At 60.4% G+C, this 13,284-nt stretch carries 12 protein-coding genes; 7 read left to right on the top strand and 5 right to left on the bottom strand.

What is annotated here, in order from left to right; translation table 11 throughout:
• The first annotated feature begins 4 nt into the window (after nucleotides 1-4).
• Both HX873_RS07110 and HX873_RS07105 read left to right on the top strand, forming a co-directional pair.
• A complete protein-coding gene (locus tag HX873_RS07110) occupies nucleotides 5-4,312 on the top strand; it encodes an RHS repeat-associated core domain-containing protein (RefSeq protein ID WP_177122516.1) in 4,308 nt (1,435 codons plus the stop codon).
• 15 nt (nucleotides 4,313-4,327) lie between these two features.
• Complete coding sequence (locus HX873_RS07105; protein WP_003213360.1) at nucleotides 4,328-4,735, top strand: hypothetical protein; 408 nt, start codon at nucleotides 4,328-4,330, stop codon at nucleotides 4,733-4,735.
• A 117-nt stretch (nucleotides 4,736-4,852) separates the two neighbouring features.
• Here the strand turns inward: HX873_RS07105 and HX873_RS07100 are convergent, their stop codons facing one another.
• The 3 genes from HX873_RS07100 to HX873_RS07090 all read right to left on the bottom strand — a co-directional run bounded on the left by HX873_RS07100 (nucleotide 4,853) and on the right by HX873_RS07090 (nucleotide 6,684).
• Entirely contained in the window at nucleotides 4,853-5,128 is a 276-nt protein-coding gene (locus HX873_RS07100; RefSeq protein ID WP_003213368.1) for an HU family DNA-binding protein, read from the bottom strand.
• A 191-nt stretch (nucleotides 5,129-5,319) separates the two neighbouring features.
• The gene (locus HX873_RS07095; protein WP_177122515.1) at nucleotides 5,320-6,468 is read right to left on the bottom strand and encodes an NAD(P)/FAD-dependent oxidoreductase; all 1,149 of its coding nucleotides are present in this window, start codon (nucleotides 6,466-6,468) and stop codon (nucleotides 5,320-5,322) included.
• A 48-nt stretch (nucleotides 6,469-6,516) separates the two neighbouring features.
• The gene (locus HX873_RS07090; RefSeq protein ID WP_003213373.1) at nucleotides 6,517-6,684 is read right to left on the bottom strand and encodes a rubredoxin; all 168 of its coding nucleotides are present in this window, start codon (nucleotides 6,682-6,684) and stop codon (nucleotides 6,517-6,519) included.
• Nucleotides 6,685-6,879: 195 nt separating this feature from the next.
• On the opposite strand from HX873_RS07090, the gene HX873_RS07085 reads away from it, so the two are divergent.
• Nucleotides 6,880-7,443, top strand: coding sequence for a chorismate lyase (locus HX873_RS07085; protein WP_008439472.1), 564 nt, complete (start codon nucleotides 6,880-6,882; stop codon nucleotides 7,441-7,443).
• Entirely contained in the window at nucleotides 7,443-8,333 is an 891-nt protein-coding gene (ubiA, locus tag HX873_RS07080; protein ID WP_003213378.1) for a 4-hydroxybenzoate octaprenyltransferase, read from the top strand. The genes HX873_RS07085 and ubiA overlap by 1 nt, the downstream gene beginning before the upstream one ends.
• Nucleotides 8,334-8,366: 33 nt before the next feature.
• Here ubiA and HX873_RS07075 read toward each other — a convergent pair whose 3' ends face one another.
• Entirely contained in the window at nucleotides 8,367-8,747 is a 381-nt protein-coding gene (locus HX873_RS07075) for a hypothetical protein (RefSeq protein WP_003213380.1), read from the bottom strand.
• A 152-nt stretch (nucleotides 8,748-8,899) separates the two neighbouring features.
• Between HX873_RS07075 and phoB the strand changes: the two genes are divergently transcribed.
• The 3 genes from phoB (at nucleotide 8,900) to HX873_RS07060 (ending at nucleotide 12,420) form a co-directional block, all read left to right on the top strand.
• A complete protein-coding gene (phoB, locus tag HX873_RS07070) occupies nucleotides 8,900-9,589 on the top strand; it encodes a phosphate regulon transcriptional regulator PhoB (protein WP_003195617.1) in 690 nt (229 codons plus the stop codon).
• A gap of 43 nt (nucleotides 9,590-9,632) precedes the next feature.
• On the top strand, nucleotides 9,633-10,955 hold the full coding sequence (gene phoR, locus HX873_RS07065) for a phosphate regulon sensor histidine kinase PhoR (RefSeq protein ID WP_008439473.1): 1,323 nt from the start codon (nucleotides 9,633-9,635) through the stop codon (nucleotides 10,953-10,955).
• A 124-nt stretch (nucleotides 10,956-11,079) separates the two neighbouring features.
• Nucleotides 11,080-12,420: a hemolysin family protein gene (locus HX873_RS07060; protein ID WP_003213385.1), complete on the top strand. Its 1,341-nt coding sequence runs from the start codon at nucleotides 11,080-11,082 to the stop codon at nucleotides 12,418-12,420.
• Nucleotides 12,421-12,537: 117 nt separating this feature from the next.
• Here the strand turns inward: HX873_RS07060 and HX873_RS07055 are convergent, their stop codons facing one another.
• Nucleotides 12,538-13,188 carry a M23 family metallopeptidase gene (locus tag HX873_RS07055; RefSeq protein ID WP_008439474.1) on the bottom strand — a complete coding sequence of 217 codons (651 nt, stop codon included), beginning with the start codon at nucleotides 13,186-13,188 and terminating at the stop codon, nucleotides 12,538-12,540.
• Between the last annotated feature and the right edge of the window lie 96 nt (nucleotides 13,189-13,284).

The raw sequence follows: 13,284 nt of genomic DNA, 5'->3' as shown, positions 1-13,284 counted from the left end.
ATGCATGTCTGATGCTCTATGGGCCGCTCGCATGGGCGACGCGCTCTCCCACACCTCAATGATGGCCGACATCCTCGGCGGTGTGTTGGAGGTGGCGGCCAATATCGCGATCACTGCAGTAGCGACTGCTGCCGTGGTGGCTGCTACCGGTATCACCGTCGCTACCGGCGGACTCGGATGCGTCCTGCTCGGCGCAGTGGTGGGCACAGTTGTCGGCCTTCTCATGAGCAAGAGCGGGGCGGACAAAGGCCTCACCAATTTATGCGACAGCTTCAGCAACGCCCTGTTTCCGCCCACGGTACAGGCGAATATTCTCACCGGTGCCACCGATACCCTGACCAACAACCTTCCCGCCGCACGTGCCGCGGGGGCGATCAGCTCGCATGTCGCGCCAGCCGGAACCGAACTGGAAGAACCCGCACCCGAACCAGAAGCCAGTTATCTGGATATGGCCGAGAGCTTCTTCTCCCAAATGTGGCGCCCCACGGTGGCTACTCCCACACCAGGAGCCGTGCCCAAGCCTCTGGACTTGGTCACCTGCATGAAGCATCCACCGATGCCTCCGCAGTTCCTGGCCGAGGGTTCGGATAAGGTCACGATCAATGGCCAGCCTGCGGTGCGCAGTGGTGATCGTAGTACCTGCGATGCAACAGTGGTGTCGTCCGGGTTGATTTCATCGAACGTGACCATTGGCGGCGGGTCAGTGGTGGTGCGGGAAATACGCAGTGGCAAGACGCCGGGCGTGGGGTTGGCGGTCACCGCGTTACTGATGCTCAAGGGCGGCAAGGGCAAGTTCTTCAGCAAGTTGCCGTGCATGCTGATTGGCGGGGCTACTTCGATGGCCGTCAGCAGCGCGATGGACGCGATGACCAACGCTGCCATGGGCTCGTCGAATCCGGTGCATGCTGCAACGGGAGCGAAGGTGCTGGGCGGCACCGATGAACTGGATTTTGTACTGCCCGCCATCCTGCCGATTGACTGGCAACGCTTCTACAACAGCCGCGACGAACGCCCAGGCACACTGTTCGGTACAGGCTGGAGTGTGGCTTATGAAGTATGCGTCGAAATCCAACCTCATCCAGAAGGCGGTGAAGCGCTGGTCTACACCGACGAGCAGGGGCGCCCTATCGACATGGGCTCGATCCCGTTGGGGGGGGCGGTGTTCAGCCCCGGCGAAGGGCTCTCTGTGCGTCGGCACCTCAACGGGCAGTTGCTGATTGAAAGTGACGACGGCCTATATCGTTTGTTTGAGCCCACAGCCAACCCGTCGCTGCTGCGCCTGATTCAACTTGGCGACCGCAACGACAACCGCATTCATCTCGACTACGACCAGGCCGGACGCCTGGTACGCCTGCGCGATACCTTCGACTTGGTGCAGGTCGAGTTGATACGCGAACATGAGCACGTCACTCGCGTCGAACGCCTATTCCCAGATCAACGTCGCGAAGTGCTCGTCAGCTACGGCTATGACGCCAGGGCCAATCTGGCAGAGGTGCGCGATGCCTCTGGCCAGGTGCAGCGGCGCTTCACGTACGATGCCGGGCACCGGATGGTGGAGCATCAGTTACCCACCGGGTTGCGGTGCTTCTATGAATGGGCACTGATTGAAAACTCAGAGTGGCGAGTCGTCCGACACTGGACCGATGAAGGTGACTCCTACCAGTTCGACTATGACTTGAAGGCGGGCCTCACCCGTATCATCGACGGCTTACAGCGCGTCAGCACCCGACATTGGAATACTCAGCACCAGATCATTCAATACAGCGATAAGCTGGGGCAAACCTGGCTGTTCGAGTGGAATGACGAACGCCAACTTCTCAGCGCCACCGACCCGCAAGGTGGACGCTATGAATACAAGCATGATGACGCCGGCAACCTGATCGGCGAAACGGACCCGTTGGGCCGCAGCGATTCAACGTTGTGGCTTGAACACTGGGCGTTACCCCTGGTGGAGACCGACGCCGCCGGCAACAGTTGGCAGTATCGCTATGATCCTCGCGGCAATTGCGTTGCCGAAACCGACCCGTTGGGCCACATCACCCGCTATCGCTATGACGCCCACGGCCAGGTCGTGGAAATCATCGACGCCTCCGGTAAAAGCAAAAAACTGCGTTGGAATCCGTTCGGGCAATTGGTCGAACACATTGATTGCTCGGGTTATCCCACGCGTTTCAGCTACGACGAGCGCGGCTATCTGCAGGTGATCACCGACGCGCTTGGCGAGCGCACTCAATTCAGCTACGACCTCCAGGGGCGCTTACTCAGCAACCAACTGCCGGACGGTCGCATCGAGCTGTTTCAACGCGATGTCAGCGGCCAACTCGTGGGGTACACCGACCCTGCCGGACATACCACGCTCTACCAGCACAATCGACGTGGCCAGATAAGCCTGCGCTCCGACGCTCATGGCCGGCAGGTGAAGTTCGGCTATGACAGCTATGGGCGCCTGCAAGCACTGACCAACGAGAACGGCGAACGTTATCTCTTTGCCTGGGACGCCGGGGATCGGCTGACTGAGCAGCAAGACCTCGATGGCAGTGCCAAAAGCTACACCTACAATCCACTGGACCATATCACCACGGTGACCGCCACTCCGGCCCCCTACGGCAACGGGCTAGGCCTGGTTCCCGAGACGCCGCCAGCGCCCATTGTCCATCAAATGGAACGTGACGCAGTAGGTCGGCTGATCGCCAAAACCACCGACGATGGGCGCACCGACTACGCCTACGACCCGCTGGACCAGCTCACCGCCGTCACCTTCACCGACCTGCTGGGCAATACCCAAGCCCTTGGTTTCGCTTACGACGCCCTCGGCCAAATGCTTGCCGAACAGAGTTCTATGGGCACCCTGCAGCACCACTACGACGAACTCGGTAATCTTATCCAGACCCAGATACCCGACGGACGCTGGCTCAATCGCCTGTACTACGGCAGCGGTCACTTGCATCAGGTCAATCTCGACGGCCAGGTCATCAGCGACTTTGAACGCGACCGCCTGCACCGCGAAGTACTGCGCACCCAAGGCCGACTCAGCACCCGCAGTGAGTATGACCGCAGCGGCCGTCTACGCTCACGCCAACACCGCCTTACAGGCCTGCCATCGTTGATGCCAGCGACAGCGCAAAAGCAGTTCGAGTATGACCCTGCCGACAACTTGGTCGGCAAGTTCGACCAGCAATCTGCCATACAACATCGCCAACTGCTGCACTACGATGCCACTGGCCGCATCATCGCCAGCCAGGACAGCCTGCACGGCCAGCGCGAAACGTTTGCCTACGATGCCGCCGCCAACCTGCTGGATGGCCCGCAGTCAGGCGCTGGGCTGGTCGTGCATAACAAACTGCTGACCTATCAGGACAAGCGTTATCGCTATGACGCGTTCGGTCGGATGATCGAAAAACGCAGCGCAGCGCGTGGCTTGCAACGCTTCGCCTACGATGCAGAAAGCCGGCTGATTGAAGTGCGCAATGAAAACGGCAGCGTAGTCAGGATGATCTACGACCCGTTGGGCCGACGCATTGAGAAAACCGAACATGGCAACGACGGCTATCCCCTGGGGGAAACCCGGTTTACCTGGGATGGGCTGCGGTTATTGCAGGAGCATAAACACAGCCAGACCAGTCTTTACATCTATGAAGATGAAGGCAGCGAACCCTTGGCTCGCGTTGACGGCACCGGGCCGCTGCAGAAAATCCGCTACTACCACAACGACCTCAACGGACTGCCGGAGCAACTGACTGAAGCTGACGGGCATAATGTCTGGCGCGCGACATATCGTGTGTGGGGCAATACGGTTGAGGAAGTGCGCGAGCCGTACTACATCGAAGAACAGAACCTGCGCTTTCAGGGGCAGTATCTGGACCGGGAGACGGGGCTGCATTTCAATACTTTCAGGTTTTATGATCCGGACGTGGGACGGTTTACGACACCGGATCCGATTGAGTTTGACGGCGGGCTCAATTTTTATCAGTACGCCCCCAATCCAATATCCTGGATTGATCCATGGGGACTGGCCCCCGAGCTTTATTACCTGATTGCGAAAAAGGACGGCTTTTATGACGAGATGGCATGGGGCCATAAAAAGCCAATAGGCCAAGTCTATTTGAAAAAAGGTGAAGTTTGGAAAGTCGGTGAAACCGTCAATCCGAATCGGCGATATACCCAAAAGTGGCTGAAATCCAAAAATCTTGCCTACAAAAGGGTTATGGCAGCACCGACGAAGGGCAATATGCAGGTATGGGAAAGATTAAAAATCGGAAAATATTTTAAACGCCGAGGAAAACTACCCCCGGGCAACAAATGCAGGCACTGACATAAGGAATACTTTATGCGAGTCGATACGACATCGGACTCACCGAGTTGGACAAAGGTCTTTGAAATCACCGACGAGCTAAATGGCCTGAGTGAGATTCTTGAAAAAAAGTATCCCACCCTCGACTGGGAACTGGCGGTCTGCATGCGATGCCTGCCGAAGAACCTGGAACGAAAAACATTTTGCCGTTATTACGCAAAAGACAAAATGTTCGGTCTGGATATCGCCATGGACGAGGAAGATTTTGTTCCACTGAAAAAAGACATAGCTGCTCAGCGCAAATTAATAGGTGCGGCATTCATTACATTTTTTGTTGAAAGTATTAAGAAATACGAGAAAAAACTCCCCAATCTGCAACCGGTATCGGCGCAACTAATTGCGGATGTACAGCAATGGTGTATTGAGAACGAGTGGACAGCTTGAAGCTCAACGATTGAGCAAGGATTGCCCACCCACAAAAAATGGGCACCCGACCCAGTCGGCGTGCCCATTTTTTATCCCGCGCTCACACTCGCATGTGCGTAGCGCGTTCTACATGACTTACGGATTGACGCTGTCTTTAAGCGACTTGCCTGGCTTGAACGCAACGGTGTTGCTCGCCTTGATTTTCACCGGCTCGCCCGTTTGCGGGTTTTTGCCTGTGCGGGCGCCGCGGTGGCGCTGCAGGAAGGTGCCGAAGCCCACCAGGGTGACGCTGTCCTTGCGATGCAGCGCGCCGGTGATTTCTTCAAGTACGGCGTTGAGTACGCGGTTGGCCTGTTCTTTGGTCAGGTCTGCTTTTTCTGCAATAGCGGCTGCGAGTTCTGGTTTACGCATAAGTGAAGCCTCTTTGACGGTTTTTTGTTGTTATGTCCGTGCTGCTCTCTATCGGAGCAGCGCCCAAGGCGCCGCAGGCTCTACTCTGCGGCAGACGGGAGTGAGGATGGCATGCCATCGGGGCCTGCGCCAGTCTCACGGCGACCTTTCTACGGTCAAAATGATGCTTATTCCGACAGAACGACCAGCATTTACGCCAGCAGCGGCGGAAGTTCTTTGTTGAGGGCCAGTTTTTCCATCACGGCCGTGCCGGTCAGGGCATAACCCAGCAGGCGGCCGCTGGCGTCGCGGCACAGGGCCTTGATGTCGCCGCCCTGCCCTTCGACGCTCCACACGCCTTCGGTGCCCCGTGGCGGTGGCGAGACGACCAGCGGGCAGACCGGGGTTTTTACCGTGACGGGCATAGGGCCGTAGCTGACGGCCGTCGCGTTACCCGCCAGGGTCTGGGCCAGGGCGCGGGCGCAGCTCATCAGGGGCATTACGTACAGCAGGTTCAGGCCATCGACCTCGGCGCAGTCGCCCAGGGCGTAGATGTTGGCGTGGGAGGTCTTGAGGTGGCGGTCCACCATAATCCCGCGGTTGGTCTGCAAGCCGGCAGCGGCGGCCAGGTCGACACGGGGGCGCAGGCCGATGGCAGACACCACCAGGTCACACTGGATCACTTCGCCATCAGACAAGTGGGCTTCCAGGCCGTCAGCGGTGCGCTGCAGGCGATTGAGCACCGGGCCCAGGTGGAAACGCGCCCCCAGGCCTTCCAGACCGGCCTGCACCGCTGCGGCGGCTGCCGGGTGCAGCAGGGTCGGCATGACTTGCTCGCACGGCGCCACCAGGTCGATCTCGTAGCCGCCGAGGATCAGGTCGTTGGCGAACTCGCAGCCGATCAGCCCGGCCCCCAGCAACAGCACCCGGCGTTTTCCGGCCGCAGCGGCACGAAAGCGTGCGTAGTCTTCGAGGTCGTTGATCGGGAAAATCAGCTCGGCGGCGTCGCCCTGTACCGGCACCCGCACGGTTTCTGCGCCCCAGGCCAGGATCAGGTCGCGATAGGCCACCGCTTCCTCACCGATCCACAAGCGCTTGTGGCCCGGGTCGATGCCACTGATGCGGGTGTGGGTACGCACTTCGGCCTTCAGTTGCTCGGCCATGGCGCCCGGTTCAGCCATGCTCAGGCCATCGGCTTCCTTGTTCTTGCCAAAGCCTGTGGAGAGCATGGGCTTGGAGTAGGAGCGCCCGTCATCTGCGGTGATCAGCAACAGCGGGGTTTCGCTATCGAGCTTGCGAAACTCCCGAGCCAGGTTGTAACCGGCCAACCCCGTGCCGACGATCACGACAGGTGCGTTCATTCCTTTCTCCTTGTAGTACGGTTCTTGAATTGCGATTTAAATCAGCAATCAGCCGATTTCGATCATTTCGAAATCCATTTTGCCCACGCCGCAGTCCGGGCACAGCCAGTCTTCGGGGACGTCCTGCCACAGGGTGCCCGGCGCGATGCCGTCATCCGGCCATCCGTCTTTCTCGTCGTAGATCAGGCCACAGACGACACATTGCCACTTCTTCATTACTTGTTTCCTCAGGTCCAGGCGCGTTGGCCGACGGTCGATAGATGCGACCTTGCCGTGCGGCTCAGGGCGTTTTGTACTGATCAGCAGGCGCAGATGCAAGCATGATCGACGCATGGGCCTGGCGCACTCCGGCAAAAGTCCAGGGCACCATGGTAAGCTCGCCGCCTCATTAACTGCCAATAATGACCCTCCGTGCCGCATTCAAACGCCCTTCCCGATGCTTGCCGATGGCTGACCCAGAGCCTTCTGAGCCCACTGCCCGCGCCGCTGACACTCAACTGGCTGTTCGATGAAGGTTCGCTGACCCGGCGCCTGACGCGCCTATCCGACGATGGCTTCAGCGTGACGCCGTTGTTCGAAGGCTGGCAGCCACTGCGAGACGACGAATGCGCCACCCTGGACTTGCCCGCCGCCAGCATCGGCTGGGTGCGCGAGGTGTATTTGCGTGGCCATGGCCAGCCGTGGGTGTTTGCCCGCAGCGTGGCGGCCCGCAGCGCCTTGCAGGGCGACGGCTTGCACATGGATGAGTTGGGCAGCCGGTCTCTCGGGGAATTGCTGTTTTGTGACCACGCCTTCACGCGCCAGGCCATCGAGGTACGCCGCTACCCACGGGAATGGCTGCCCCCGGCGGACCAGGCCGATCACCTGTGGGCACGCCGCTCGCGCTTCGACCGCGGGCCGCTGAGCGTGCTGGTGGCCGAGATCTTCCTGCCCACCCTGTGGCAAGCCGTGCACGACCATCCGGAGCGTTTCTGATGTACCAGCGCCTGCTCAAATCCCTGAATCACCTGAACCCAAGGGCCTGGGACTTCATCCAGTTGACGCGCATGGACAAGCCCATCGGCATTTACCTGCTGCTATGGCCCACGCTGTGGGCGCTGTGGATAGCCGGCAAGGGTTCGCCATCGCTGCTCAATATCCTGATCTTCGTGCTCGGCGTGGTACTCACCCGGGCCGGCGGTTGCGTCATCAATGACTGGGCCGATCGCAAGGTCGACGGCCATGTGAAACGCACCGAGCAGCGCCCGCTGGTCAGCGGCAGGATCAGCTCGAAAGAGGCCCTGGTGTTCTTCGCGGTGCTGATGGTCATCAGTTTCCTGCTGGTGTTGCTGACCAACTCCATGACGATCTGGCTGTCTCTGGGCGGCCTCGCGCTGGCGGCCAGCTACCCGTTCATGAAGCGCTACACCTATTACCCGCAGGTGGTATTGGGCGCCGCGTTCTCGTGGGGCATGCCGATGGCGTTCACCGCCGAGACGGGCAGCCTGCCCGCCGCGGCATGGCTGTTGTACATCGCCAACCTGTTGTGGACGGTGGGATACGACACGTACTACGCGATGACCGATCGCGACGATGACCTGAAAATCGGGGTCAAATCCACCGCGATTCTGTTCGGCGATGCCGACCGGGTGATCATCCTGACCCTGCAGGGCCTGGCACTGGTGTGCCTGTGGCTGGCGGGGATGCGTTTTGAGCTGGGCGGCTGGTTCCACCTGGGCTTGCTGGCGGCGGCCGGGTGTTTTGCCTGGGAGTTCTGGTACACCCGGGACAAGGACCGGCTCAAATGCTTCAAGGCGTTTTTGCACAACCACTGGGCCGGGTTGGCGATTTTTGTCGGGATTGTCGCGGACTACGGGTTTCGGTGAGAGGCCAGGCCCCTCACCCTTATCCGGCTCACATCAAGGCTTGGCGACCTTCCACGCCCCGTCCATTTTGCCTTCGCCGGTCATGTCACCGGCCTTCTTGTCCATGATGAAGGTGTAGAGCGGCTTGCCGCTGTAGGCCCACTGGCTTTTCTGGTCGTCACGGGTGATCACGGTCCACTTGCCCATGGGCTTGTCGGTGGATTCGGCCATCAACGGCGGCCAGTTGGTGGCGCACTTGTCGTTGCACATGGATTTGCCATCAGCGTCCTTGGCAAAGGTGTAGAGGGTCATGCCGTTGTGGTCCACCAGCATCCCGTCCTTGGTCATCGCCGGGTCTGCCGCAAACGCCAGTGTCGGCAGCGTTAACGCGGCCGTTACCAGCAGGGCTTTCCAGGAAAAAGTACTGTGAGTCATGGGAACCTTCCTTTTGTGGTTGTCAGGATTCGGACCCAAAGCGTAGTCCAGAGAGGCAAGGATTGCCCAGGCGACTAAATTACTGTCACACGACTGCAATAATTCCGTTATCTAATGCGGCGCAAGACAGTTAAATGACAAGAGGATTTAGCATGGTTGGCAGGAGCATTCTGATCGTTGACGACGAAGCGCCCATTCGCGAGATGATCGCCGTTGCGTTGGAAATGGCCGGCTATGACTGCCTGGAGGCGGAGAACTCCCAGCAGGCCCATGCCATTATCGTCGACCGCAAGCCGGACCTGATCCTGCTGGACTGGATGCTGCCCGGCACCTCCGGCATCGAACTGGCCCGCCGCCTCAAGCGTGACGAGCTGACCGGGGATATCCCGATCATCATGCTCACCGCCAAGGGCGAAGAGGACAACAAGATCCAGGGCCTGGAAGTCGGCGCCGATGACTACATCACCAAGCCCTTTTCCCCACGGGAACTGGTCGCCCGTCTGAAAGCCGTTCTGCGCCGTGCCGGCCCCACCGATGGTGAAGCGCCTATCGAAGTCGACGGCCTGATCCTTGACCCGATCAGCCACCGCGTAACCATCGACGGCAAACCCGCCGAGATGGGCCCCACCGAATACCGCCTGCTGCAATTCTTCATGACCCACCAGGAGCGCGCCTACACCCGCGGCCAACTGCTGGACCAGGTCTGGGGCGGCAACGTGTATGTGGAGGAGCGCACCGTCGACGTGCATATCCGCCGCCTGCGCAAAGCCTTGGGCGACGCTTACGAGAATCTGGTACAAACCGTGCGCGGCACCGGCTACCGGTTTTCCACCAAAGGCTGAGCCAGCCCGAACTGCCCAGACAGCTGAAAGGACGCGTGTTTAAGTGAACCAAAACTGGCATGGCACCCTGATCCGCCACATGCTCCTGTTGATCACCGGCTGCCTGCTGGTGGGCCTGGTCAGCGGCTATTACGGCTGGAGCCTGGCCGTCGGCCTGGGCCTTTACCTGGGCTGGACCCTCAAGCAACTGCTGCGCCTGCACGAATGGCTGCGCCAGCACAAACCCGACGAAGCACCACCCGACGGCTACGGCCTGTGGGGCGAGGTGTTCGACAGCATCTACCACTTGCAACGCCGCGACCAGCGTGTACGCGGGCGCCTGCAAGCGGTGATCGACCGGGTGCAGGAGTCCACCGCCGCACTGAAAGACGCGGTGATCATGCTCGACAGCGACGGCAACCTGGAATGGTGGAACCGCGCCGCAGAGACCTTGCTGGGCCTCAAGACGCCCCAGGACAGCGGCCAGCCGGTGACCAACCTGGTGCGCCACCCGCGTTTCAAGGAGTATTTCGAGCAGGACAACTACGAAGAAGCCCTGGAAATCCCGTCACCGACCAACGACCGCGTGCGTATCCAGCTGTACCTGACGCGCTACGGCAATAACGAACATTTGATGCTGGTGCGCGATGTCACACGCATCCATCAGCTGGAACAGATGCGCAAGGACTTCGTCGCCAACGTCTCCCACGAACTGCGCACACCGCTGACGGTGATCTGCGGTTATCTGGAGACGCTGCTCGATAACGTCGAAGACGTGAACCCGCGCTGGACCCGTGCCCTGCAACAGATGCAGCAGCAAGGCTCGCGCATGCAAACCCTGCTTAACGACCTGCTGTTGCTGGCCAAGCTGGAAGCCACCGATTACCCCTCGGACAACCATCCGGTGCCGGTGCAAAGCCTGTTGCAGACGATCAAGAGCGACGCCCAGGCATTGTCCGGGCAGCGTGAGCAGCAGATCACCCTTGAAGCCGACCCATCGATACTGCTCAAGGGCAGCGAGGGCGAGTTGCGCAGCGCGTTTTCCAACCTGGTGTTCAACGCCGTCAAATACACCCAGGACAAAGGCAACATCCGCATCCGCTGGTGGGCCGACGACCAGGGCGCACACCTCAGCGTGCAGGACTCCGGGATGGGCATCGACGCCAAGCATTTGCCGCGCCTTACCGAGCGTTTCTACCGCGTCGACTCCAGCCGCAACTCCAACACCGGCGGCACCGGGCTCGGCCTGGCCATCGTCAAACATGTGCTGCTGCGCCATCGCGCGCGGCTGGAAATCAGTAGCGTGCTCGGCCACGGCAGTACCTTTACCTGCCATTTCCCGCCGGCCCAAGTGACACGTTCCCGGGTCCTTCATCAGGACGAGTGACCCTCCGCCCGGCAGCCGCCACTAGGCAAGCGCCCCGTCAGCCGCTACATTGGCGGACTTGCGCCTGCCTTTCAGGCCCACCTGCTCACCCTTTTCGATTAGACGGAACCCGCAAAACCCCATCATGGACCCTTCCCCTGGCATCACCCTCGCGACACTCTTCGCCGACTTCGGCATGATTCTTTTTGCACTGATCCTGGTACTGCTCAACGGCTTTTTCGTTGCGGCGGAATTTGCCATGGTCAAACTGCGCTCGACCCGGGTCGAGGCCATCGCCCACAAGAACGGCTGGCGCGGGCAGATCCTGCGCACCGTACACAGCCAGCTCGACGCCTATCTGTCGGCCTGCCAGTTGGGTATCACCCTCGCCTCCCTGGGCCTGGGCTGGGTCGGTGAACCGGCCTTCGCGCACATCCTCGAGCCGTTGCTGGGGGCGATCGGTGTGCAGTCGCCGGAAGTGATCAAGGGCGTGTCGTTCTTTGCCGCCTTCTTCGTGATCTCTTACCTGCACATCGTGGTCGGTGAACTGGCGCCCAAGTCCTGGGCCATTCGCAAGCCCGAGTTGCTGTCGCTGTGGACCGCCGTGCCGCTGTACCTGTTCTACTGGGCCATGTACCCGGCGATCTACCTGCTCAACGCCAGTGCCAACGCCATCCTGCGCATCGCCGGCCAAGGCGAGCCTGGCCCGCACCACGAGCACCATTACAGCCGTGAAGAACTGAAACTGATCCTGCATTCCAGCCGTGGCCAGGACCCGAGCGACCAAGGCATGCGCGTGCTGGCCTCCGCCGTGGAAATGGGCGAGCTGGAAGTGGTGGACTGGGCCAACTCCCGGGAAGACCTGGTGACCCTGGACTTCAACGCACCGCTCAAGGAAATCCTGGCGCTGTTCCGTCGCCACAAGTTCAGCCGCTACCCGGTGTACGACGCCGTGCGCAACGAGTTCGTCGGCCTGCTGCACATCAAGGACCTGCTGCTGGAACTGGCGGCCCTGGACCACATTCCCGAGTCGTTCAACCTGGCCGAGCTGACCCGCCCGCTGGAACGCGTATCGCGCCATATGCCGCTGTCGCAACTGCTCGAGCAGTTCCGTAAAGGCGGCGCGCACTTCGCCCTGGTGGAAGAGGCCGACGGCAAGGTCATCGGCTACCTGACCATGGAAGACGTGCTGGAAGTACTGGTAGGCGACATCCAGGACGAACACCGCAAGGCCGAGCGCGGCATCCTCGCTTACCAGCCGGGCAAATTGCTGGTGCGTGGCGACACGCCGCTGTTCAAGGTGGAGCGCCTGCTGGGCGTCGACCTGGACCACATCGAGGCCGAAACCCTGGCCGGGCTGATCTACGACACCCTGAAACGGGTGCCGGAAGAGGAAGAAGTGCTGGAAGTCGAAGGCCTGCGCATCATCATCAAGAAGATGAAAGGGCCGAAGATCGTGTTGGCCAAGGTGCTATTGCTCGACTAGGGCACACCCCCTGTAGGAGCGAGCTTGCTCGCGAAGGACGTTAACAATAACGCTGGGACCCTGACACCCGGCAGCGCCCTCAGGTTTTTCGCGAGCAAGCTCGCTCCTACAAAAGCCTTACCGCGTGCCCAGCGCAAAGTTGGGCAACGCCTGCACCGGCTGGTTGAATTCATAGGGAATCGACACCAGCCCCGACGCCGTCGTGCGCTGCACCACAAAATGCAGATGCGGCCCGCTGCTGTTACCGGTATTGCCCGACAGCGCCAGCGGGCTGCCCACCGCCACGCGCTGCCCTTCCCTGACGCTGACCGACCCTTGCTTGAGGTGCAGGTACACGCCTTGCGTGCCGTCATCGTGCTGCACCCGCACGAAATTGCCCGATGGATCGCTGCCGCGCCCGCTCTGCTCGTTCTCGGTTTTCAGTACGACACCGCCACGTGCCGCGATGATTGGCGTGCCTTCAGGCATGGCAATGTCCATCGCATAACGGCTTTTGAGCTCGGAGTGGCTGAAGGTACCGTTGGGGCCTTGGGTGAGACGGAACGGGCCGCCACGCCAGGGCAAGGGATAACGATAGGAAGCGGGTTGCGACGGATATACAGGCTTGGGAATCACCCGCTCCTGATACACAAACGCCTGCGCCCCGGGCGTGTACCGGTCGCTGAAGACCACAGCGCCGTCAGCATCGATGGATTTGTAGAGGGTCATGGACATCGCCGGCATGACAACGGCGAACAGTCCACACAACAGCAGTGAGCGCACGAGCATCGGGTTGGCCTGCCAGGGACGACTGAATGGCAGGCTAACAAGGGATCATGACAGTGCTATGTGAACCAAACACTAACCCTGTGGCGAGGGGGCTTG

It is taken from the genome of Pseudomonas sp. P7758 (assembly GCF_013386485.1).
GTDB lineage: Bacteria > Pseudomonadota > Gammaproteobacteria > Pseudomonadales > Pseudomonadaceae > Aquipseudomonas.
This window is presented reverse-complemented; position numbering and strand designations above follow the sequence as displayed.